This window comes from Achromobacter maghribensis, from assembly GCF_057334215.1.
Genome location: NZ_JBHFII010000061.1, coordinates 141586 through 165755, shown reverse-complemented (window position 1 = coordinate 165755; position 24170 = coordinate 141586). Strand labels below are relative to the sequence as shown.

At 65.4% G+C, this 24170-nt stretch carries 15 protein-coding genes; 4 read left to right on the top strand and 11 right to left on the bottom strand.

Annotated features, from left to right (window positions below):
- On the bottom strand, positions 1 to 390 hold a 390-nt coding region (locus tag ACE039_RS26825), incomplete at its 3' end, for an MFS transporter (protein WP_485823817.1).
- 158 nt (positions 391 to 548) lie between these two features.
- Between ACE039_RS26825 and ACE039_RS26820 the strand changes: the two genes are divergently transcribed.
- Positions 549 to 1436 carry a LysR family transcriptional regulator gene (locus tag ACE039_RS26820; protein WP_485823816.1) on the top strand — a complete coding sequence of 296 codons (888 nt, stop codon included), beginning with the start codon at positions 549 to 551 and terminating at the stop codon, positions 1434 to 1436.
- 16 nt (positions 1437 to 1452) lie between these two features.
- On the opposite strand, the gene ACE039_RS26815 is transcribed toward ACE039_RS26820, so the two are convergent.
- The 4 genes from ACE039_RS26815 to ACE039_RS26800 all read right to left on the bottom strand — a co-directional run bounded on the left by ACE039_RS26815 (position 1453) and on the right by ACE039_RS26800 (position 14666).
- Entirely contained in the window at positions 1453 to 3009 is a 1557-nt protein-coding gene (locus tag ACE039_RS26815; protein WP_485823815.1) for an argininosuccinate lyase, read from the bottom strand.
- A gap of 215 nt (positions 3010 to 3224) precedes the next feature.
- The gene (locus ACE039_RS26810) at positions 3225 to 4886 is read right to left on the bottom strand and encodes a ShlB/FhaC/HecB family hemolysin secretion/activation protein (protein ID WP_485823814.1); all 1662 of its coding nucleotides are present in this window, start codon (positions 4884 to 4886) and stop codon (positions 3225 to 3227) included.
- A gap of 104 nt (positions 4887 to 4990) precedes the next feature.
- Positions 4991 to 12352 (bottom strand): YDG domain-containing protein, encoded by a 7362-nt coding sequence (locus ACE039_RS26805; RefSeq protein ID WP_485823813.1) that lies wholly within the window; start codon positions 12350 to 12352, stop codon positions 4991 to 4993.
- 247 nt (positions 12353 to 12599) lie between these two features.
- Complete coding sequence (locus tag ACE039_RS26800) at positions 12600 to 14666, bottom strand: sensor histidine kinase (protein ID WP_485823812.1); 2067 nt, start codon at positions 14664 to 14666, stop codon at positions 12600 to 12602.
- Between the two features lie 69 nt (positions 14667 to 14735).
- On the opposite strand from ACE039_RS26800, the gene ACE039_RS26795 reads away from it, so the two are divergent.
- Positions 14736 to 15434, top strand: coding sequence for a response regulator transcription factor (locus tag ACE039_RS26795; protein WP_448712625.1), 699 nt, complete (start codon positions 14736 to 14738; stop codon positions 15432 to 15434).
- A gap of 121 nt (positions 15435 to 15555) precedes the next feature.
- Complete coding sequence (locus ACE039_RS26790) at positions 15556 to 16764, top strand: benzoate/H(+) symporter BenE family transporter (protein WP_485823811.1); 1209 nt, start codon at positions 15556 to 15558, stop codon at positions 16762 to 16764.
- Positions 16765 to 16775: 11 nt separating this feature from the next.
- Here the strand turns inward: ACE039_RS26790 and pdxR are convergent, their stop codons facing one another.
- The 4 genes from pdxR to ACE039_RS26770 form a co-directional block, all read right to left on the bottom strand.
- Positions 16776 to 18275: a MocR-like pyridoxine biosynthesis transcription factor PdxR gene (pdxR, locus tag ACE039_RS26785; RefSeq protein ID WP_485823810.1), complete on the bottom strand. Its 1500-nt coding sequence runs from the start codon at positions 18273 to 18275 to the stop codon at positions 16776 to 16778.
- A gap of 85 nt (positions 18276 to 18360) precedes the next feature.
- Positions 18361 to 19137: an SDR family oxidoreductase gene (locus ACE039_RS26780; protein WP_485823809.1), complete on the bottom strand. Its 777-nt coding sequence runs from the start codon at positions 19135 to 19137 to the stop codon at positions 18361 to 18363.
- A 32-nt stretch (positions 19138 to 19169) separates the two neighbouring features.
- Complete coding sequence (locus tag ACE039_RS26775) at positions 19170 to 20084, bottom strand: beta-keto acid cleavage family enzyme (RefSeq protein WP_485823808.1); 915 nt, start codon at positions 20082 to 20084, stop codon at positions 19170 to 19172.
- Between the two features lie 10 nt (positions 20085 to 20094).
- Positions 20095 to 21306 carry an ABC transporter substrate-binding protein gene (locus tag ACE039_RS26770; protein WP_105557129.1) on the bottom strand — a complete coding sequence of 404 codons (1212 nt, stop codon included), beginning with the start codon at positions 21304 to 21306 and terminating at the stop codon, positions 20095 to 20097.
- Positions 21307 to 21532: 226 nt separating this feature from the next.
- On the opposite strand from ACE039_RS26770, the gene ACE039_RS26765 reads away from it, so the two are divergent.
- The gene (locus tag ACE039_RS26765) at positions 21533 to 22207 is read left to right on the top strand and encodes a Crp/Fnr family transcriptional regulator (protein ID WP_105557078.1); all 675 of its coding nucleotides are present in this window, start codon (positions 21533 to 21535) and stop codon (positions 22205 to 22207) included.
- Between the two features lie 15 nt (positions 22208 to 22222).
- Here the strand turns inward: ACE039_RS26765 and panB are convergent, their stop codons facing one another.
- Both panB and ACE039_RS26755 read right to left on the bottom strand, forming a co-directional pair.
- Complete coding sequence (panB, locus tag ACE039_RS26760; RefSeq protein ID WP_485823807.1) at positions 22223 to 23098, bottom strand: 3-methyl-2-oxobutanoate hydroxymethyltransferase; 876 nt, start codon at positions 23096 to 23098, stop codon at positions 22223 to 22225.
- Between the two features lie 6 nt (positions 23099 to 23104).
- Complete coding sequence (locus ACE039_RS26755) at positions 23105 to 24160, bottom strand: RNA methyltransferase (protein ID WP_448712630.1); 1056 nt, start codon at positions 24158 to 24160, stop codon at positions 23105 to 23107.
- Between the last annotated feature and the right edge of the window lie 10 nt (positions 24161 to 24170).

Genomic DNA, 24170 nt, shown 5'->3' with positions numbered 1-24170 from the left:
GCTGGCGAACGCCAGCGTCAACGCCATCATGATTGCCGCGCCCAGCCCTTGCACGGCCCGCGCGGCGACCAATGCTCCCAGCCACGGCGCGGCGCCGCACAGCGCCGACCCCGCCGTGAACAAACCGATTCCGGCCAGCATCAACCGACGACGGCCGACCAGATCCCCCAGGCGGCCGACGCTGACAATCAGCGTGGTGATGGCCAGCAGATACGCCAGCACGATCCATTGCACCGCCTGGAACGGCGCATCGAAGGCCTGGGCCAGCGCCGGAAGCGCAACGTTGGCGATGCTGGTGCCCAGGGCGGGCAGCAGCATCGACACCGACAAGCAGGCCAACAGCGGCACAGAGGGGCGGACGGGGGAATTCGGCGGAACGGCGGTACGCATGGGCTGGCCTGCAAGAATTTCGGACGCCGACGCGACGCCCTGCACACATCCTAGGCGTTGCCCGGACCTGGCGGAAGACGCAGCATTTGCACTAAATACCTGCACCAGACGCGCTATCAAAACCTGCCACGGCACGCCAACCGTGCTACGTTTGCAGCATGGCCACCCCCGACCTCAATCTCTTGATCACCCTGGACGTTCTGCTGGCCGAAGGCAGCGTCGCGCGCGCCGCCCGCCGCCTGCAATTAAGCCCGTCCGCCATGAGCCGGGCGCTGGCGCGGCTGCGCGAAACCACCGGCGACCCGCTGCTGGTGCGCGCCGGCCGCGGCCTGGTGCCCACGCCCCGGGCGCTGGAATTGCGTGACCGTGTCCGCGTGCTGGTGCAAGACGTGGAATCCGTGCTGCGCCCGGCCACGCAGCTTGATCTGATGCAATTGGCGCGCACTTTCACGCTGCGCACCAGCGACGGCTTCGCCGAGAATTTCGGGCCGGCCCTGCTGGTCCGCGCCCGCGCCGAGGCGCCCGGCGTGCGGCTGCGTTTCGTGCAAAAGACCGACAAGGACAGCGCGCCGCTGCGCGAAGGCGCCGTGGACCTGGAAACAGGCATCGTCAGCGACAACGCCAGCCCCGAACTGCGCACGCGCGCGCTGTTCCAGGACCGCTTCGTGGGTGTCATGCGTGCCGGGCATCCGCTCAGCCAGGGCAAGGTGACGCTGGCCCGCTATGCGTCCGCGCAACACGTCCTCGCATCTCGCCGAAATCTGCAGAAAGGGCCGGTGGACGACGCGCTGGCCTCGCACGGCCGCGAACGCGCTATCGCCACCATCGCCGGCGGATTCTCGACGGCGCTCGCGCTGGCGCGCGGGTCCGACCTGATCGCCACCGTGCCCGAACGGCACACCGGCAGCCTGCGGGCAGGGATGCACACCTTCACCCTGCCCTTCGCGATGCCGGCGTTCACGGTGTCAATGCTGTGGCATCCGCGCATGGACGGCGACGCCGCCCATCGGTGGCTGCGCGGATGCGTGCTGGACGCCGTCGGCTGACAGCGTCGCCCCGCGCTTACTTCCCTTTCGGGGCGCTGGCCGCCAGCGTGTCGAACTGCTTGTCCAGGTCCGCCAGCGACTTGTCGATGTGATCGCGGCGTTCCTTGATCCACTTGCCCTGCGACGCCAATTGCTCGCGCGCGGCCTTCAGCATGCGATCCATTTCGGCGGGCTGGGGACCGCCGCTGGTGGCGCGGTTCTTCACGATGGCCACCGGGTCCAGCGTCGAGCGGAATTCGGCTTCGCTCATCGGCAACTCGTTGCCGTACTTCGAGTCCTTCATGGAATCGGCATAGATGCGGCGAGCCTGCTCATACGGGAAGTCCAGCGGCTTGATATTGTTGGCCTTCGCGTAGGACACCACCTCTGAGGCAAAGTGGTGCCCATCGCGGAACGGCAGCTTGTACTTGCGCATCAGCACGTCGGCCAGCTCCTGCGATGCGGTCCAGTCGCTGTTCAGTTCTTCAAGCGCGCGCTCCGGGCTGATGACCATGGCCTTGAGCACACGGTCCCAACGCTTCAGCGCCGAGATGCCACTGTCCACCATCGCCGAGTTCTGCTTCACGTCCTTGGGGTCGCTCATGCCCGGCGTGATGTTGTGCGTCTGGATCACAGGCCCCATCGCCAGCGTCACGGCGGTCGACGCGTCGCTGCGCGTGTCGTTCAACAGGCCGGGGTTGCGCTTTTGCGGCATGGCGCTGGACACGTAGGTATTGCCGCCCCCCTCTTCCAGCAGGATCCAGGGGCGCGACTGCGCGTACTGCGTCATGACGTCTTCGACGAAGTTGCCGGTGCGCAGCGCAATGCTGGTGACGATCGACGCCACTTCCACCGGCTGATCCATCGACGAGATCTGCGAGGCGTCGTAGGCGTTGTCGACCAGGGCCTCGAAGCCCAGGTATTGCGCCATGCGCTTGCGGTCCAGCGGCCAGCTGGTGCCGTTCAGCACCGTCGTGCCCATGGGCGAGCGGTCGATGCGGGCGTAGGCTTCGCGAATGCGCTGGGCGTCGCGTGCCAGGCCCGCGGCCTGGCCCAACAGATAGTGCCCATAGCTGTTGGGCTGCGCGGCCACGCCATTGGTGTAGTTCGGCACGATCGTGCCGGCGTGCTTGGCGGCCAGTTCGATCAGCGTGGTGGACGTCTTGTTCAACTGGTCGGCCAGCTCCAGCAGCTTGTCGCGCAGGATGGCGCTGCGGTAGGTCGCGTGCATGTCCTGGCTGGAGCGGCCCGCGTGCAGCAACGTCACGTCTTCGCCCGCCGCCTTGATCAGCAACGGTTCGAAGGTGATGACGCTGGCGGGACGCTTGGCGCCCGGCTGGTTGCCGTCGCTGATCACCTTGGCGACCCCGGCCGCCAGGCGCGGCGCGATGGATTTGTCCAGCAGGCCTTCATCGGTGTTGATGACGGCAGTGGCTTTGTTGATTTCCCCCAGCCAGAAGAAAGGGTCCCGGGGAACGGCAGCGGCGGTGGCCGCCGCAGCCGGCGCGGCAGCGGGCGCTTGCTGGGCCAACGCGGCGTGCGTGCCCAGCGACATGACCAGGGCGGCGCCCAGGGTGGGAAGGAACTGTCTCATGGCGTTCTCGTTATGGGGATCGTTATCCGGCGTCGATACCGGGACGGTCCGGTAGTTTATGGAAAAGCCCCCGGCCCGAGAACCGGGTATTACACGGATGGCCTGCGAATGCGTAACAAGAGCCGTCTTGGCTGAATATTCCCTGACGCGATGACGCAGCGCAAAAAAAACCCCTGCCTCCGGGAGAAGACAGGGGCCCAAGCCGGCGCGCTGGCTTAGAACAAATACTGCGCGCTTACCCAGAGCAAGGGTTTGTGATCCCGGCTGTCGGACTGCGGCGGGCCACCATCGGTGCGCCATGCCACCGTGGCTTCGCCACGCCAGCCGCCCACGGCAACGCGGGCGCCGACGCCCGCCCCGGCGATACGGCGGAAATTCTCGCCGGCATGCCACGGATGGGAAGAAATTTCGACCCGGCCCGCGTCGTAGAACGCAAACGGGGTGACGGCGCCCGCGGCATAGCGGACTTCCAGCTGGGCCAGCCAGCCGCGGTCGCCATAGCCTTCGCCCACGGGATAGGCGCGCACGCCTGCCGGGCCGCCCAGGCCGAAGTCTTCGGACGAATCCAGGTTGTCATTGGTCCACTGGCCGCTGAACCGGCCGAACAGGCTCCAGCGCGACGACACGGATTGCAGGCGGGCGATGTCAAGGTTGAACTTGCTGTAGTGGCCCGCCGAATTCGCGGTCAGGCTATCGGCGGCGGCAAGATTTCCGTCCAGCTTCAAGGTGCCCGGCGTCCAGCTCAACGCGCCGTATGTCAGCCCGCCACCGCCCAGGCTATCGCGTACATCGAATTGCGCGGCAATCGGCACGCTGTTGCTGAACTTGTTCTGGTCGATCTCCGCCGCGCGATAGTCGTCGCGCAGCTTCTTGTGCATGAAATCAATGCCGATAGTCAGGTTGCGGCTTTGTGAACGGATCAACGGATAGCTCAAGCCCACACTGGCGACCTTGGCGCTGCCGTGCGCATCCAGGTCGCTGAATTCCTTGCCCAGTTCATAGCCGGTATAGCCATAACCGACGCGGCCGCGCAGGCCCGAGCTGCCCAGCGGTGCGCTGTATCCGACGTCACCGTAGTTCAGGTTTTCGCTGGTGCGCTGCGCGCGCAGCGTGATCTGGTCACCCAGCATGAAGGGGCTATTGATCGACAAGGCCGCATTGGCGCGGTACTGGCCGGTGTAGCGGTTGCCCTGGTTGTCCAGGCCGACGCTGCCGTTCACGCGATCGCCGCGCGCCACCTGTACCGCCAGATCGCCCGTGCCCATCTGCTGGCCGGGGCGCATGATGGGGCTGACGTTGACGCCGGGCAGGTCGGACAGCAGCAGCGCCGCGCGTTCCAGTGAGGCGCTTTCGATAATATCGCCGGATTTCAGCGGGCTAAGGTAGGACTGGGCCCGAGCCGCCAGCGCCGCATCGCCTTCGGCCTTGACCTGGCCGTAGCGGCCCTCGACGACATGCAGGCGCAACACACCGTTCTCAAGCCCCTGCGCCGGCAGGTAGACCCGCGCAAACGGATAGCCGGCGTCGTGGTAATAGCGCGTCAGCTGATTCGCCAGCCCCTGCATGCCTGCCAGGTCATACGCCTTGTCTTGGTAGGCGCCCAGCTGCGCCAGCAACTGCTCGGATGAGAACGCCTGGTTGCCGTTCAGCTCCACGCGCGTCACGCTGGCCTGTGGGCCACCCGGCGCGGCGGCGCCTGGAACGGGGCTGCTCAGGTTCAGTTCTGGCGACGGGGCCGGCGGCTGCGGTTCGGTTGCCTGTTCCTGGAGGATGCGCCCCGCATTGGGGATCTGCTGCGCGGACGCCGCCGCAGGCAGCAGCGCGGCAAGCGCCAGAACCAGGTAGTGCGGACGTGCAAAAAATGAAACTTGCGTCATGATCTTGTGGGAATCGGGTGTTCGGAACGGCTGCCCAGCCCCGAAGGGCAATGGGCAACCGGCAAGCGGATAAGTCGTGGCGTCGCTGGTATCAGGGACCGGGATCAGATACCGCCCTGGACAACGCCTTCCGGCAGGCGGATACCGCCATCGATAACCAGAACCTGCGCGGGGCCCTGCATGCTGCGTGCGCCCTGGCCCGCGTTCGGCGCCGGTTGCGTGCTCGTATCCTGCCCCTGCGCCGTCGATACGGCTGAATCGCGGCGGCGATCGGGCTGCAGCGCGTTGCTGATGGTCAGCGTGCCGTCCTGCGCCGCGATCAGATAATTGGCATTGGACAGCCCACCCGCGCCGATCAGGTAATTGCCCGCCGTCTCGCCCGCTGCGCGGTTCAGCACGCCGGCCAGCGCGTCGTTGCCGACCAGGTTGCCTTGCGTAATACGCCACGTCAGCGCCGGATCCGCATCACCCGAGCGCTTGGTCTTGTCGTCTGCCACGACGGTGATTGCACGACGGTCGATGACGGCCCGATGCTGCGTATCCGCCAGCACGTAGTTCGCGGCCAGGCCGGTGTCGCTGTCGGCCAACGAATAACGCACGTTGGCGTTGCGATTGCCGGCGTTGGCGTTGTCGAACGTTGCAGTCGTTGCCACGCCCAGGGTCTCGCCAGCGACCAGGTTGGTCAGCGCGCCCGCGGACGCCTGCGCCGCCGCGTTGCCATCGTAGGTCTTGCCCGCAACGGTAGTGCCTTCCACGCCCAGGACCCGGCGCGCGATGGCGGCGCGTGCATCGGCGGCGTTCAGCACGTAGTTGCCGGCATCGCCGCCGGTCAATGCGAAGGCGACTGTCTTGCCCTCGCCCGCGTTCTTATCGGAAAAATTGCCGGCCACGCCCAAGGCGTCGCCAGCGATGATGCCTGCGATGGCATCGGCGCCGGTGACCGTTGCGCCGGTGCCGCCGTCGTAGACCTTGTCCAGCGCGCCCAGCGCGCCGTTCAACTGGCGAGCCGAGATCGTGGCCGTGGTCGTGGCGTTGGAGGCGACCGTGTAGTTGCCTGCATCCGCGCCGGTCAGCATGCCGTTGACATTCACGCGCTTGCCGATGGCGGCATTCTTGTCTGCGAAGGCGCCGCTGGTCGACAGCGCGACCGTATCGCCCAACACCACGCCGTTCAACGTACCCGTCGTGCTGGCCGTCGTCGTGCCGTCGTACGTCTTGCCGGCGGCCGTGATGGCCCCTGTCAGCGCCTTGGGCGTGATGCTGGCCAGCGTCGTGGTGTTCGTGGACAGCAGGTAGTTGCCGGCGTCAGCGCCCGACAGGACGCCGTTCACCACCACAAGCTTGCCATTGCCGACATGCTTGTCGCCGAACAGGCCTGTGGCATTGACGGCCACGCTGTCGCCCTGGACCACGCCATTCAGCGTGCCGGTGGTGGCGGCATCGCGCAAGCCGTCGTACACCTTGCCAGCGGCTGTCAGCGCGCCCGTGATCGCCTTGGGCGTGATGTTGGCCGTGGCGGTCGTATTGGCGACCAACGTGTAATTGCCGGCATCGGCGCCCGTCAGCGAACCGCCGACGTTCACCGTCTTGCCGTTGCCGACGTTCTTGTCCGCGAATGCGCCGGTGGTCGACAGCGCCACGGCATCGGCCAGGATCTGCCCAGCCAGGCTACCCGACGTGCTGGCCGCGACGGAACCGTCGTAGACCTTGCCCGCCGCCGTGATGGCGCCGGTGATCGTCTTCGGCGTAATGGTGGCGACCGCCGTGCCATTGGCGCTGACGGTGTAGTTGCCGGCATCCGCGCCGGTCAGCGTGCCATTGACGTTGACTTGCTTGCCCACGCCGGCATTCTTGTCGGCAAAGGCGCCCATCGTCGCCAACGCAACGGCGTCGCCCTGGACCACGCCATTGAGCGAACCGGCGGTTTCAGCGGCGGTGGTGCCGTCATAGGTCTTGCCGGCGGCCGTGATCGCGCCCGTCAAGGCCTTGGGCGTGATGTTGGCCAGCGTCGTGGCGTTGGCGGACAGCAGGTAGTTGCCCGCATCGGCGCCGGTCAGGACGCCGTTGACCATCACCATCTTGCCGTTGCCGACGTTCTTGTCGCCGAACCGGCCCGTGGCATTGACGGTCACGCTGTCACCCTGCACCACGCCGTTCAGCGTGCCGGTGGCAGCGGCATTGCGCGAGCCGTCGTAGACCTTGCCGGCCGCCGTCAGCGCGCCCGTGATCGTCTTGGGCGTGATGTTGGCGGTGGTGGTGCTATTGGCCGCGAGGATGTAATTGCCCGCATCCAGGCCCGTCAGCGATCCACCGACGTTCACCGTCTTGCCGTTGCCGACGTTCTTGTCCGCGAATGCGCCGGTGGTCGACAGGCCGACGACGTCGCCCAGGATCACCCCCGAGATGTTGCCTTGGGTGGTGGCCGAAACGCCGCCGTCGTAGACCTTGCCCGCCGCCGTGATGGCGCCGGCAAGGGTCGCCGGCGTGATGCTGGCCGTGCCCTTGGCGACGCCATTGCCCAGCGCGTAGTTGCGGGCGTCCGCCCCAGCCAGCACATAGGCCACCGTCTTGCCGTTGGCCACGTTCTTGTCGCTGAAGCTGGCACCGACATTCAAGAGGTCGCCCGACACAACGTTCAGGCTGTTCACGCCCGTGACCGACGCCCCCGACGAACCGTCATACACCTTGTCCAGTGCGCCCACCGCACCGGTCAACTGACGCACCGCGATGTCGGCGGTGGTAGTGCCGTTGTAGGTCACCGTGTAGTTGCCGGCATCGGCGCCCGCCAGCATGCCATTGACGTTGACCTGCTTGCCCGCCCCCGCATTCTTGTCAGTGAAGGCGCCCGTCGTCGACAGGCTCACGGTGTCGCCGGCGATCTTGCCCGTGAGTGTTCCGTCCGTGTTGGCCGTCAGCGTGCCGTCATAGGTCTTGCCGGCGGCGGTGATGGCGCCGGTCAGCGCCTTGGGAGAGATGGTGGCCGTCGTGACGCCGTTGTACGACACCGTGTAGTTGCCGGCATCGGCGCCCAGCAGCGAACCACTCAACGCGACGGATTTACCCACGCCCGCGTTCTTGTCGGCGAACAGGCCAGTGCTTGCCAACGCGACCGCATCCCCTTGGATGACACCCGTCAGTTGGCCCGACGTTACCGCATCCCGCGTGCCGTCATAGGTCTTGCCAGCGGCGGTGATCGCACCGGTCAAGGCCTTGGGCGTGATGGACGCGGTGGCGGTCGCATTCACCGAAACCTCATAATTGTTGGCGTCGGCGCCCAACAACGTGCCGCGCGTGGACACGGTCTTGTCCACGCCCACGTTCTTGTCCAGGAAGGTGCCCGCACCGTAGATCTGCACGTCGTCGCCCAGCACCAGGCCACCCGTCATATAGGCGCCGGCATCCGACTTGGTCGTGCCGTCATACACCTTGTCGGAAATCGTGACGACGCCCGTCAGGGTCTTGGGCGTGATGTTGGCGGTGCTGCTCGCCAAGCCGCTGCCCAGCACATAGTTGCCGGCGTCCGCGCCCAGCAGGCCGATCGCGACCTGCTTGCCTTGCCCCACGTTCTTGTCCGCGAAGTTCGCCGAAAAGTAGATCTGGTCCGCGGCGAGGACGCCTTGGATCTTCCCCGAAATCGTCGCGTTGGTCAGGCCGTCGTAGACCTTGTTTCCGGCCGCCAGCTGGCCGGTCAGCGTCTTGGCGGTGATGGTTGCCGTGGCGGTGGGCGACGTCACCGAGGTAATGAAGTAGTTGCCGGCATCCATGCCGGTCAGCGTGATGCCGCCAACCGTAACGGTTTTGCCCGCCCCCGCGTTCTTGTCCGAGAAGTTGCCCACGCCGATGGCGGCCAGGCTATCGCCCGCGATCACGCCCGTGCCGGCCTGGCCACGTACGACGGCATTAGTGCTGCCGTCATACGTCTTGTCGTCGGCCGTGACGTCCATCGACACGCCCTTTTTCAGGACGTTCAGGCTCAGGCCATCGGCATAGATGACGTCGTAGCCTTGCCGGTTGGAATACAGGCCGCCATTGACGATCAATGATCCGTCGGCCAGGCGGTAGGTGCCGGCGTTTTTCGAGTTGGCGGTGTAGCTGATGCTGCCGCCCAGCTCCGCGCCAGGCCGGGACGTGGTGTATCCGACGCCCCCGCTCACCTGGCCGTCATAGACCTTGTCGGCAAGGCTGACCGTGACCTGCTTGAGGAAGCCGCGCAGCAAAGGCGTTGCACTGCCTTCGTACATGCGCCACGTCGTTCCCGTGCCGCCCACGTTATCGATGTCCCAGCCGGCGTCCTTGAACGTAGACAGTTGGGTCAGCTGCGCGTACGTCTTCATGCCGCTGGTCGCGTTCACGGCGCCGCCGTTCGAGCCGATCAATTGCAGGGGCATGACGGAAGCCGGGCTGCCCGCAGCGTCCGTGCTGGCTGCGAAACTGTCGTTCACGCTGCCGGTGTTGGTGCCGACCAAGGCGCCATTGCCCGGGAACGGAATGATGGTGTTGATCTTGGATGTGGAATATGACTTGTTGATCGACCCGAAGTTGTTGCCGACCATACCCCCCACCTGTCCCATCATGGGACCAGTGGTGGACACCGTTCCCGAGGTATAGGCATTCGAAATGGTGCCGCGGTTCAGCCCCACCAGCCCCCCCACCCCGTTGCCAAGGCCCGGCGACGTCACCTTGGCGTTGGCATAGACGTTATCGATGGTGCCGCGGTTCTCCGCCGCCAGCGCGCCAGACTGAATGAAGCCCGCCACCACCGCGTTATCAAGGCCCACGTTTCGCACCACGCCCGTCTCGCCAATGATCCCGAACATTCCCGAGAAGGGGCTGGAGTTGCCAACAGTCAGGTTGGAGATCGTGTGGGCGTGGCCGTCAAGGCTGCCGCCAAAGAGCGCGCCGTTGCCGATCGGGCTGAAGCCGCTCACGTTCCACATCCCGCCGCCGACGGCGCCCGTCGCCTTGGCATCGATGTCGCGGACGATGTTGTAGCCGGCATTCACGTCATAGGACATCAGCTGCAACTGGTGGTCATTGGACACCGCCAGGCTGTACTCGCTTGCCAGGAAGGGGCGCGTCTGCCCTTCGATCATGATCCACTGCGCCTTGCCCGCCGCATCCTTGGCGACCCAGACATTGTTCGAACCCGGGACTTGGGACCAGGTTCCCAGGCTGGCATAGGAAGCGTAAGAGAAGGCGTTGCCAACTGCGGCGGTACCCGTCACCGTGCCCCCGGCGTCCAACCCCGTGGCGTTCGCCTGACCCGTGGTCGTGGCATCCCACCGTGCGTTTTCCAGGACAATGCCCGCACCCGAGAACATGCCGACGACGCCGCCGGTGCGGTTGACGCCTTCGACGCGTCCGCTTGCGAACACATTCGAGATGACGCTGTTGTCCCGCGCGGACCCGACCAGACCGCCAATGCCAAGGCCCAGGCCATCTGCCGCAGCGGTCACGTTGCCGGTGGCATAGGCATTTCTGATCGTGCCGCTGTTGACGCCAACCAAGCCTCCCGTGTCGGAGTTGCCGCCGGACACGTCGCCCGTCGAGTAAGCGTTGTCGATCGTTGCGCCCACGCCGTTGCTACCTGCCAGGCCGCCCAGGAAATAGCCCTTCGACGTGCTGGTGACGGTGGTCCGCGCGTGGGAACCCGTGATCACGGAGCTGTTGCTGGCGACCAAGCCGCCCAACGACGAGCCTCCCGTGACGCTGCCAGATGCGGACACGTTGCGGATGGTGCCTTGGTTGCTGGCCGCCAGCGTGCCCATATCGCCACTGCCGGTAATCGTGGCATTCGTCACCGCCAGGTCGCGGACTTCACTGCCCGCGGTAATGGTGCCGATCAACCCCAGGTAGCCGCCATTCGTCGTGCTGATGGTAAGGTTGTCGATGGTATGGCCCAGGCCGGCCAGCGTGCCGCGCAGGTCCGACACCAGCGCGTTCGAGAACGTAGTGCCTTTCAGGTCGAGGTCCTGCGCCAACGCGTAGTAGCCAAACCCCGGCTTACCCATCGACTGGATGTCCTGCACCGAACGCAACAGCGTGTAGTCCTGTCCGTTGACCATGAACGTTGACTGCGCACCGCTAAGCGTCACCGGTGCGTTGGCCGAATAGTCGCCACCGGTCGCGTATCCCCGCTGCTTGAAGCCGCCCAGATTCAACTCCAGGCCAGCCTCGGCGCCCGTGGCGGTGATCGGCGCGTTGAGGGTGACATCGCCGTGGGCGCTGAGCGTCAGCTTCGTGTTGGCGCTCCATTTCACCGCCGCGTTCACGTTGATATTGCCAGCCTGCGAGCCGTCGTCAACGGTCCTCAGCTCGATGTTGCCGTTATCCAGGCTGGCCGACAGCGTAGCCGCGTCAATGCCGCTGTCCGGCTGCGCCGGCGTGCTCGCGCTTACCGTGAAGTCCGTCGGATCGACCAACCACGAGCCATGCTGGCCACTGACCGCTTTGGTGGTGATCAGCGCGCCCGCCGCCACCGACACCTTGGCCGCCGACGTTTCGACAAACCCGCCCTTGCCGCCGTTGGGCGCGCTGGCGTCCAGCGTGCCAGCCACAGCGATGCGGTCGTTGACCATGTCGCCCAGCAACACGATCTTGCCGTTCTCACCCGTGGACAGCGTCTTGGCCTGCGTGATGCCCGTATGGTTGATAACGGTGCTGGCCAGGTCGCCCGCGGCCTTGGCCGTCAGGTAGACCGTGCCGCCGTCGGCACGGATGGCGCCACCTTGCTCGATCAGCGCGTCGATCGCGCCTTGCTCCACTTCGATCTTGACCGGACCGCCCAGGTCCAGCTTGACGCGGCTGCCCGCGCCCAGCAGGACGTTACCCTTGTCTGCCGTCAGGTTGCCGGTGTTGGTGATCTTGGCCGCGATCAGCGCAATGCTGCCGCCCGGGGCCGCCGTGATATTGCCCTGGTTGATGATGGCGTTGCTGCTGGCGCCTTCAAACTTGTAGTTGCCCGCCAGGAAATCCTGCGTGCTGATGTTCAGCGTGCTGGCAACGATGCCGCCCACGTTCACTTGCGCGGTCGGCGTGAACACCACGCCGTTCGGGTTGACCAGGAACACCTGGCCATTGGCGTTCAGCACCCCCTGGATTACCGACACGTCGGGGCCCAGCACCCGGTTCAGGGCTACCGAATCCCGCCCGGGCTGCTTGAACGTGACACTGCTGCCCTTGCCGATGGAAAAGCTCCGCCAGTCCACCGCCATCTTGCCGGTTTGCTGGTTGATGGTCATGGCCGCCCCGTTCTGGGTGATCGACCCCGCCCCTGCCACCACGTTGCCGCCCGTGGGCAGGTCCGCGGCAAGTGCCGGACCGGACAGCAGCAGCGCCGCCGTCAAGGCAGCGGCCGACCCGCTGCGCTTGCGGCGCGCGCTGGCGAATTCGGCAACCGGCACATAGACGCCCAAGGCGTCGTTCCAGACCAAGCGATAGACGTGGTTGAGGGAAGGCTTTTTCATCGGATATTCCTGAATCAGGCAGCGTCACAATTTGTAAATTTCGCTGCTGAAATATACCGATGATTGAGTCCTCAAATCTGAGCAAATCTAAGCAAGTCTGAAACTTGAGGTGTTTCTTTCGATAAAAAGGGGGAAAACGACGAAATAGACAGGAAATGAACGATATTCAGCAGCTTGGCTCCCGTATACCAGAAACATAAAGATGCTTTTATGCAACAGATTGTCGGCTGTCGACAACCGGGACGGCCTATTCCTGGGTAAGTGCCTGGGGCGCCGATCCGATCGGGTGACGTGGCAGGCTGAGGCAGAAGCAGACCGGTTCAACCCCGCCCGCGCTCTTCAGGAACACCGTACCGCCCAGCCGCTCGGCGATCGTCCTGACCAGGTAGAGTCCCAGGCCCGCCCCCGGATGGCGCAAGGCGTTCGGGCCCCGGTAGTACTTCTGGAACAAGCGCGCCTGCTCGACCGGCGCGATGCGGTCACCGGAGTTCGCCACGTTGATGTGCATGAATCCCCCCTCTTCCCGCAGCGTGACCCGAACCGCCCTGCCCGCCGCGCAGTGACGGTCCGCATTGGCCAGCAGGTTGCGCAACGCAATGCGCAGCATGCCCGCGTCGCAAAGCAGGACATGCTCGCCCGCCCCATAGATGCATTGGATGCGGCCGGCGGGAAACTCGCGGTCCAGGTCGGCCAGCAACGCCAGCAGGTCGCATTGCGTCAGGCGCAGTTCGGCGCTGGGTTCGCGCATGCGGTCATGGGTCAGGTATTCATCGACCAGCGCCAGGAGGCGCATGGCGGCATCACGAATATTGCCGCAGCGCGCCAGGCTTTTCTCGACCGGCGCGGCCAGATTGCGGCCCAGTTGCTGCGCCGACGTCGTGATGATGGCAAGGGGCGTGCGGAATTCATGTGACACCATTGCCACGAATTCGCGTTGCTCGGCGAACACTCGGCGCTCCTGTTCCAGCGAGGCGCGCAGTTCGTCTTCGAGTGCAACCCGGCGCTGGATCTCGCTCTGCATTTCAGCGGTACGCAGCGCCACCTCGCGCTCCAGCCGATGGCTGTGTTGGCGCGCCATGTCCGCCGCCAGGTTTGCCTGCTGGCGTTCATTGTCGCGTCGCTGCCGTTCATGCCTGCCGATGATGAACAAGCTCAGCAACAGCATATGCAACATCGTGCCCAGCGTGGACACATACTCCGTGAACACATTGACCGGCAGCACGCCCAGGTTGCGCAGGAACGCGATCAGCACGCCAAGATAGAACACCCCGAATGCCAATGCGAAGAAGCGCGCCGGCCGCCACCCCTTCTTCAGCAGGTAGCAGGCCAGCGCCGTAAACCCCACGATCACCGACAGGGCCAGCAACTGCACCGGCGGCATGCCCCACGAATAATGCCCCGACACCACCAGCGTCGCACACACGGCTGCGATGCCCCAGAACACCGCCTCCATGCCGCGCACCAAGCGCGGATACAGCGCGGCAAGATTCAGCTGGGCAAAGGCGATACGCAGCGCGACGGGCAGGCTGACGGCGATGCCGACGCCCAGCATCCGGTCGCTCCACGCGACCGGCAGGCCCGTCAGTTGCTGCACCAGGCCCAGCGACATCACTTCGTTGAAGACGCAGTTGCCGATATAGGCCAGGAACAGGCCGCTCATGGGCGCGCGCGTGGCCCACCAGAATACGGCGTGGACGCAGATCAGCAGCAGGTAAAAGCCGAAGTACAGCCCGAACAACAAACCTTCGCGCCGCGATTGGTTGTCGAACGCCAGGCGTTGCCAGACTTCAAGACGCGTCGCCAGGGCGTTTTTGCTTTGCAGGCGCGCCAGGATCACGTATGAGCCTGGGGCCGGCGGGTCGAATTGGATCACCGGGCTACGGTAATCCACGGGCCAGTCACGCCGCGCCACGTCTTCGCCGCTGTGCCCCAACAACGACCAGCCCCCATCCTTGCCAACGTAGATGCGCACGTCGTCCAGCAGCGAATTGCTCAGGCGCAGCATCCATCCCCCGCGCGCGACATCGTCCACCACCACCGGCAGGCGCAGCCAGACGGTCGACGGCGTGAAACCCGCGCTCAGGGCGGCGGGCATCCCGGCCCATCCAGCGGCCTCGGCCGCCTGGCTGGCGGAAAGCGTGCCGCCCGGGTCGTCCAGGCGCTCCAGGTGACCCGCCGCATCCGCCTGCCGCAGTTGCGTGTTCAGATGCAGGGGCTCGGCGCGCGCGTGCGCGGCGCCCGGCAAGATGGCGGAAAACGCCAGCGCCAACAGCATTAATCCTGCCCACAGCGTGGGGTAATATTTCCGTTTCATCGAGTCGCAATCCCGTGCAGCCACGCAGATTACACCACCCCTCACGCGGTTTTCACGCAGGCGCATCGCATGCCTGAGGTCATCCTGCTGGAAGACGAACCGGTACTGCGCCAGGAACTCGGCGAGTTCCTGGAAGAGCTCGGCTATGCCCCGCGATGCGTCTCCAGCCTGCAGGAGTTCGACCGGCATTTCGACCCCGACCGGCATCATCTGGCGGTGATCGACATCGGCTTGCCCGACGGCTGCGGCCTGGACCTGATCCAGCGGTTGCGTCAGGAAGGCCAGCGCGTGGGCATTGTCGTATTCAGTGCGCGCCAGACCAGCGCCGACCGGATTTCGGGCCTGGCACACGGCGCCGACCATTACCTGGGCAAGGGTTGCGACCTGGACGAATTGGCCGCCACGCTGGCGGCGCTGGTCCGCCGGCTGGGCTTGCAGCAGGCGCCCGCCACCCAGCCGCCGCCCGGCTGGACGCTGGAAGTAGGACCGCGCCGGCTGCACATTCCCGGCGCGCCCGCCGTGCCGCTTTCGCAGCAAGACCTGCTGGTACTGCGCTGCCTGATGAGGCAGCCCGGCGAGAACATCAGCCGCCGGCAGATCATCGAAGCATTGGGCTTCGACTACCTGGACTACGACCAGCGCCGCCTGGATACGCAGATGCGACGGTTGCGGCGGCGCGTCGAAGACGTCAGCGGGCAAACGCTGCCGATCAAGACGCTGCGCAACAGCGGCTATTGCTTCTATCAGCCCGCACAGGTGCTGGCGTAGCCCGCCAAAGCGGTCTGCTTCCATGTGCCCAAGTGGCATGAAATAGCAGTCCACATCACTCCTACACTTCATGCCTTGTGCTGGCCGCCCCCGCGGCCCCGTACGCAATGTGGAGTGCTTCATGACGACACCGCCGGTTCGCCTTCGACCCGCCGACTTCTTTTCGCCGACCATCGCCGCCCTGATTTCGGTGCTGGTGAACTACGGCGGAACCTTCGTGCTCGTGTTCCAGGCCGCCGAGCTGGCCCGGTTGACCCCCGCCCAGACGGCATCATGGGTCTGGGCCGTTTCGATCGGGGTTGGCATCACCGGCGCCCTGCTCAGCTTCCGGTACAAGGCGCCGATCATCACGGCGTGGTCCACGCCCGGCGTGGCCTTCCTGGCTACTGTGATGCCGTTCACGCCTTATGGCGAAGTCATTGGCGCCTACGTGGTGTCCGCCTTGGGTTTTATCGTGCTGGGCCTGTCCGGCGCGTTTGAAAAGCTGGTGCGCAGGATTCCCGGCGGCATCGCGGCCGGGCTGCTGGCCGGCATCCTGCTGCAATTCGGCGTCAATGCCTTCGGCGGCGCCAGCGTCGATCCGGCGCTGGTGATCGTGCTGGTGGTCTCGTATGCACTGCTCAAGCGCTATACGTCGCGTTTCGCCGTCGTTGGCATTTTGGTCATCGGTGTCGCCATGTTGATCGCGCAGGACCGCATCGACTTCGCGGCCGTCCATCTGAGCCTTGCCGCGCCCGTTTTCGAAATGCCCCGGTTTTCGCTGCAGGCCCTGCTGGGCGTGGCGCTGCCGTTGTTCGTCATCACGCTGACGGGCCAGTACATGCCAGGCATGCTGGTGCTGCGCAACGACGGTTACCGAACCAGCGCCAACCCGATCCTGACCATTACCGGCCTGGGTTCGCTGATCATGGCCCCGTTCGGCGCGCACGCCTTCAACGTGGCGGCCATCACCGCGGCGATCTGCACCGGCCCTGACGCGCACGAAGACCCGCGCAAGCGCTACCTGGCGGGGCTGGCCTGCGGCGTCTTCTACATCCTGGTGGGCACGTTCGGCGTCACCCTGGCGACCTTGTTCATGGTGTTGCCCAAGGCCTTCATCACGACGTTGGCGGGGCTGGCGCTGCTAGGCGCCATCGGCGGCAGCCTGGCCAACGCCATGGCCGACGCCCGCACCCGCGAGACCGCATTGATCACCTTCCTGGCCACGGCCGCCAACGTCACGCTGCTGGGGGTGGGCGGTGCGTTCTGGGGGCTGGTCGCCGGGCTGACCGCCCATCTGCTGATGCACGGCGGCAGCCGCGCGCTGATCGGCAGCCCCGCCAAACCCTAGCGCATGGCCCGCTACCGCTTTCTTAGCGCAACCGACAGCCGCCGCATGGCGGTGTCGATCTCGTGCTCGGTCAGCGAGGAATACCCCAGTATCCAACCCTGCCGCTTGTCGGCGCCGGCATATAGCCGGCTCAGCCCCGGCAGCAGCAGGCCGGCGCCCGCCGCCTGCCTGATCGTCTTTTCCTCGGACCAGCCGCGCAGCAGCATGCAGGGAATCTGAAGCCCGCCCTGTGGCCGCGCTGCGGTGGCGATGCCGGCCATGTGCGTGTCCAAGGCTTGCAGCATGGCGTCGCGGCGCGCGGCGTACAGTTTGCGCATGGCGCGGATATGGGTGTTGTAGTGCCCGTCTTCCATGAAACGCGCCAGCGTCAGTTGCAGGATCTGCGGCGTATGCCCGTCCAGGATGCTGCGCGCATAGGCGAAGGCGCTGACCAGTTCGCGGGGTAGCGCCATGTATCCCATGCGCAAACCGGGATAGAGCGTCTTGCTGAAGGTGCCGATGTAAAGCGTGCGCTGGTACTTGTCCAGGCCCTGCACGCAGGCGGTCGGCAAACCGTCGTAATGGAATTCGCTGTCGTAGTCGTCTTCGATGATCCACTTGCCGTTCTCGGCGGCCCAGCGGGTCAATTCCAGCCGCCGCGCCAGCGACAGGGTCGCCCCCGTGGGGTATTGATGCGAGGGCGTGACGTACACGCAGTTGGCGCCGCTGCGGTCCGCGCGCAACAGGTCCGTGCGCACGCCCTGGGCGTCGACATCAATGGGCACGATCCTGGCCTCGGCGGATTCGAACGCCTTCTTGGCGCCAAAGTAACCGGGGTTTTCCAGCAAGATCGGCTTGCCGGCGTCCACCAGCAACTGCGCGCACAGGAACAGGGCTTGCCGCGTGCTGCTCAGCACCAGGATCTGGTCGGGCGACACCTTGGCGCCCCGCTCCAGGTTCAGATACGACGCAATCGCCTTGCGCAATGGCGCGGCGCCTTGGGGATCGCCATGCAGCAACACCTGGTCGCGATGGTCCTTCAGCGCCTGCCGCTGCAAGCGCTCCCAGACGTCGGTCGGAAACGTGCGGGTCTCGGGCAGCCCCGTGGCAAAAGCCTGGACCGCACGCTGGTCGCTGACGCCGCCGCTGTCCAGAATCATCTTGCCCCGGCGGCTCAGGCCCGCCCCCGGCTCGGCCAGGCCGCGCCTGTCGTCGGCAAGCCGGATGCGCCGCGCCGCAGCCCCGCGCAATTCCGCGCCCACCGTGTCGGAGACGTAGCTGCCTGACCCTTCGCGCCGGACGATGTAGCCGTCGCGATGCAGCTGCACGTAAGCGTTCTCGACCGTGTCGCGCGCCACGCCCAGCGACGCCGCCAACGCGCGCGTCGCCGGCAATTTCACGCCCGGGTCCAGGGCGCCATCCAGAATCAAGGCGCGTAGCGCCCGCTGGATGCGTTGGTGCAGGTCCAAACGTTGAAGATCCGCATCGTTCATGCGGATCTTCAGCGTTTCAAGTTCGAATGCCCGGGTCATGCGGTCTGGTCGCCAGAAGAATAGTTGCCATGAAAGCAGACCATTCTATCCGGCGGCCGGACGCCCGGACGCCCGGACGCGCCTCTTACCCCAGGTGCTCCACATTGCCGCACACCGAAATGCTCTGGCCGCTGATCATTGCGCCGTCGTCCGAACACAGGAACGTTACCTGGTTCGCCACGTCCTCGGGCTGGGTCATGCGGCGCAGCGAGACTTTCTCCACCAGCTGCATGCGCATCTCGTCATTGCTGACGCCCCCGGCCGCCGCGCGCGCGGCAATAACGCGTTCCACGCGGTCGCCCGCCACCACGCCCGGCAAGACGGAATTCACCCGGATGCCGTCGGGCCCCAGTTCCATTGCCCAAGTCTGCGTCAAGCCGGCCAGGCCGAATTTGCTGGCGCTGTAGGGCGTGCGCAATGAAAAGCCCAGGCGCCCCGCCACCGACGAGATATTGACGATGGATCCACCGCCCGCCGCCCGCAACAGCGGCACGGCGCTGCGGGCGCAGAGGAACGTGCCGGTCAGGTTCACGTCCAGCGTGGTCCGCCAGGCGTCCAGCCCGGTGTCTTCCAGCCGGCTCGTGGGGCCGGATACGCCCGCATTGTTGATCAGCGCATCCAGCTTTCCCCAACGCCCGGCCACGTCTTCAAACATGGCCAGCACCTGGGCCTCGTCGGAGACGTCGGTGACGCTGGCGCTCAAGCCCGGATGCGCCGCGCGGGCGGCCTGGCAGGCCTCGGCGTCCACATCGCAGATATGCACGTCGGCGCCGGCCTGCAGGAATTTGCGGGCAATGGCCAGCCCGATGCCATGGGCCCCGGCGGTAATCAGGACGCGCTTGCCGTTCAAGGATTCGATCATGTCGCTTTGTCGATAAAAGGTCGGAAGCCGGATCAGAGCGCGAACGCCGGCCGGACGCCGCTTTGCAGCGGCAGGCCAAGCATCTGGCGCGCTTCGGCGGGGGTCGCGGGTTCCATGTCCATTTCGCGGATCACCCGAACAATGCGTTCGGTAAGCTGGACGTTGGTGGCCAATTCCCCATGGCGGTAATACAGGTTGTCTTCCAGCCCCACCCGCGCGTGCCCGCCCAGCAGCAGCGCGCTGATGTTGGCTTCAAGTTGCGCCGGTCCGATGCCGCTGACGCAGAAGATGCTGTGCTTTGGCAGCAGGTCGACCATCATCTGCAGATGCCTGGGTGAAAACGGCATGGCGTTCTGGAAGTTCCGGTGCACGTTCATCACCAGGTTGATGAAATGCGGCGCCTCGTCCAGGCCCTCGTTGATGAGGGTGGTCGCGTCTTGCAGAATATGCGTCGGGCTGAACACCTCCCACTCGGGTTTGATGCCGCGGGCCTGCATGGCGGCCGCCATCTCGCGCGCACGGGTCAGCGGCGTGTTCATCAGGTATTCCCGATCGCCGAACGCCAGATTCAGCGTGGTCGCGTCAAGCGTGCACATCTCGGCGCCGGCGTCCATGCCCTTCAGGCGCTCTTCCCACAGAATTTCCCAGGTGCCCGGCGACGTTTCCTTGACCATGTCGCCATGCACGCCCCCGCCCGTGGAGTTGTTCAGGACAATGTCGCAGCGGTCGCGAATGCGCTGGTTCATGTCGCGGTAGATGTCGGCGTTGCAGGTGGCCAGATCGTCGGGCCGGCGCGCATGCAAGGCCACCACGCTGGCCCCGGCGTTGTAGCAGCGATAGACGTCTTCGGCGATTTCCGCGGGCTGCGTCGGCAGATTCGGGTTCTGGCTTTTCAGCGCCATGCCCCCGGTCGGGGCAATGGTCACGATCACTTTGCGTTTAGACATGCGGTTCTCCTTACTTCCACAGCGCGCAGCGGCTTTCCGCTTTGGTCGTGAAGGCCTCGTTGCCGTCGATGGTCTGCACCACGTTGAAGTAGTCCCAAGGCGCTTTCGATTGCGCGGGGGTCTTGACCTGCAGCAGGTACATGTCATGCACCACCCGGCCGTCGGGACGGACGACGCCGTTCTTGATGTACAGGTCGTTCAGCTTGTTTTCGCGCATATGCGCCAGCACGCGGTCGGCGTCGTCGGTGCCGGTTGCCTTGACGGCGCGCAGATACTGCAACGCAGCAGAATAGTCCGCCGCCTGCAGCGACGATGGCATGGCCTTGCGCCGCTCGAAGAACTTCTGGCCCCAGGCGCGCGTCTCGTCCGACGTGTTCCAGTACCAGCTGTCGGTCAGGTACAGCCCCTGTGCCGCGTCCAGCCCCATGGCATGGATGTCATTGATGAACATGATCAGGCCGGCCAACCGCATCGTCTTCGTAATGCCGAATTCGTTGGCGGCCTTGATTGCGTTGGTCGCGTCGGCGCCAGCATTCGCCAAGGCCAGGATTTCCGCCTTGCTGCTTTGCGCCTGCAGCAAGAAGGACGAAAAGTCGCTGGAGGCCAGCGGATGCTTGACCGACCCCACCACCTTGCCACCGCCCGCCTCCACCACCTTCGTGGTATCGGCCTGCAGCGCATTGCCGAAAGCGTAGTCGGCCGTCAGGAAGTACCAGGTCTTGCCGCCCGCCTTGACCACCGCGGCGCCCGTGCCGCGCGCCTGCGCAACCGTGTCATAGGCATAGTTCAGGGTATAGGGCGTGCACTGCTCGTTGGTCAGCGCCGGTGCGCCCGCGCCCACCACGATGATCGGCTTCTTTTTGTCGGCCGCCACCTTCGACATGGCAAGCGCCGTGCTGGAATTGGTGCCACCAATCAGCATGTCCAGGCCCTTCTGATCGAACCACTCGCGCGCCTTGGCCGATGCGATGTCCGCCTTGTTCTGGTGGTCGGCCGTCAGCAGTTCGATCTTCTTGCCGTTGATCTCGCCGCCCATTTCCTCGATGGCCATCTTGATGGCTTCGGCGCCACCAGGACCATCGGGGCCGGAATAGACGCCCGACATATCGGTGATGAATCCGATTCGAATAACGTCGTCGGACATCTGCGCATGCGCAACGCCCGCGCCAAACGTAATGGCCGCGCCGCAAGCGATCGCGGCGCAGGACAACCTGCGTGGCATTGACAACATACCTGTCTCCTCTTATGGTTTTCGGCTCTTAGGGCCTCGACTATTCTGGGACTGGACCCTCCGGGCGGACAGTCATCAAGTTGACAAAGCGCCCTAGGGTTTACCTGTGCGGGGTCACCACTGCTGATTAGGGAGCACTATGCGCGGACCGCCCACCGGTACCGGCAACGACTCGACCGGCGCCAAACGCCGGCCAGCGCCATGCCCTGTCGACAAAATGCTGGACGTCGTCCCTTGGTACAACGGCTTGCCGGAGCTTGAACGTGGCCTCGTCCGCGCAGAGCTGCGCATCGTGTCGCTGCGCACGGGCGAATATCTGTTTCGCGAAGGCGCGAAATCGCCCGGCTGGTATGGCGTGGTGGAAGGGCTGGTGAAATGGTCGTCGCGGGGATCGGACGGCCGGTCCCTGTCGCTCGCCGGCTTCAGCACCGGAAGCTGGTTCGGCGAAGCCACCATGATCCGCCGCGAGCGGTTCGAGTACGAAGTGGTGGCGCTACGGCCAAGCCGGGTGGTCATCTTGCCGCGCGACACCTGCGAGCGCCTGTGGAACAACAATATCGAGTTCACCAAGGCGCTGATGACGCACCTGGCCCAGCGGGTCAACTGGCTAATGGCGTCCTATACCGGCAATGTGCTGCTGGACGTCGACACCACGGTGGCGCGCGCCGTCGCCGCGCAGCTGGACGCCGAAGCGCATTCCGGCACCAACGGTCGCTTGAAAATATCGCAAGAAGAGATCGCTAGCCTGTGCGGCGTGTCACGGCAACGCTGCAATACGGCATTGGTGACACTGGCCCGGGCCGGGGTCCTCCAAACGCACTACGGCGGACTGACGGTCCTGGATCGGGACGCGCTGTACCGCCATGCCAAACTCAATCGCGAGCCGTCATGAAAAAGCGGGGAACCCTCACCACGCGTGCTTGGCGTCGTCCGGGAACGACCCGTCCTTCACCGCGCGCACATAGCTCTCCATCGCACCTTTGACGCCGTCGCTCCCGTCCATGAAGTTGCGGACGAATTTCGCCATCCGGCCAAGGTTGACGCCCAGCATGTCGTGCATGACCAGCACCTGCCCGGCCGTGCCGCGGCCTGCGCCGATACCGATGGTGGCGCAGGCAAGCAGGTCGGCGGTGATCGTCGCCGCAAGCGCGGCCGGCACCATTTCCAGGACCAGCATCGTGGCCCCGGCGGCCTCCAGCGCCGCGCTGTCCTCGCGTAAGCGGGCCGCGGCCTCGTCCGTGCGGCCTTGCACGCGAAATCCGCCCAGCGACGAAACCGTCTGAGGCGTCAGCCCCAGATGGCCGCACACCGGCACGCCGCGTTCCACCAGGAAGCGCGCCGTCTCCGCCACCCATCCCCCGCCCTCAAGCTTGACCATCTGCGCGCCGGCGCTCATCAGCGCCACGGCCGAAGCGATCGCCTGCTCTTTCAAGACCTGATAGCTGCCAAAGGGAAGATCCGCCACGATCAGCGTGCGCCCGCCGGTGCGCCGAACGCCCTCCGCCACGCATCGGGTGTGATAGACCATGTCGTCAAGCGACACCCCGACCGTGCCGTTGCCTCCCTGGCACACCATGCCCAGCGAATCGCCCACCAGCAGCGTGTCGACCCCGGCCGCGTCCGCCACCGCCGCGAACGTGGCGTCGTAGGCGGTCAGCATGGCGATTTTCTCGCCGCGGGCGCGCATGTCCGCAAAGGTTTGGACGCTTACCTTCTTCGGCGTATCAGCCACCCTCAATCCGTAGGGCGCTGCGGCGGGCGGGGAGTTCTGGGGCGTATTCATGGATATCTATGCAGCTATCGGTTTTGGTGTGCGTTGGCGGCGCAGCGTGACGACCTGTTCGGCGCCAACGGCGCGGGCGCGCAGCTGGCCGCAGCCGCCGTCTACATCCTGCCCGGCGCTGTTTCTTACCTTGGTCAATAACCCGCGCTGGTGGAGGTAGTGGACGATCTCGCGGATGCGTTCGGGATCGGGGCGTTGATAGTCGTCCCCTTCAAGACTATTGAAAGGGATGACGTTCAGCACGCAGTACTTGCCCTTGAGCAAGTGCAGGACGGCGTCGAGTTCGTCGTCGCCGTCGTTGACGCCCTTTAGCAACGTCCACTGGTATTGGATGGGGTACCCGGTGTCGCGGGCGTACTTTTCGCCCAGTTCAACCAGCTCCGCCGGCGTAATTTTCGCCGCGCGCGGCAGCAGGTGCTCACGCAGTTCGTTCTTGGTGGTGTGCAGCGACAGTGCCAGCGCGGGTTTGACGCGTTGCCGCGGCAGGGCTTCGAACACACGCAGATCGCCGACAGTCGATAGCACCAGGTTCTTATGGCCAATATTGCCTTCGGTGCCAAGCAGGTCGATGGCTTCAAGCACGTTTTCCAGGTTGTGCGCCGGTTCTCCCATGCCCATGAAGACCACTTTCTTCACGGTGCTCTGGCGCCGTGCCAGCACGACCTGGGCAAGGATCTCCATGCTGGTGACCTGACGGATCAGCCCGCTCTTGCCCGTCATGCAGAAACGACAGCCCACCGCGCAGCCGACTTGCGTGGAAACGCAAAGGCCGTCACGCGGCAGCAGCACGCTTTCCACCATCTGCCCATCTGCCAGTTCAACAAGCAAACGCGAGCCATCGTTGCCAGCGTGTTCCGAGCGGATACGGGCAAGGCCGTCCAGCTCAGCCGTCAGCTCGGGCAGCGCATTGCGCAGCGTCAACGGCAGGAAGTCCTCTGAACGCCTCCGCCGCGTGCCGCTGTCGAGTGCTTGCCCGTTCAGCCAGACGCGCACGACTCGGCCGCGATGGACGGGCCGGGCGCCAAGTGCGGCAAGGCGATGATCGAAGTCGGAATAGCGCATAGGGAACGGA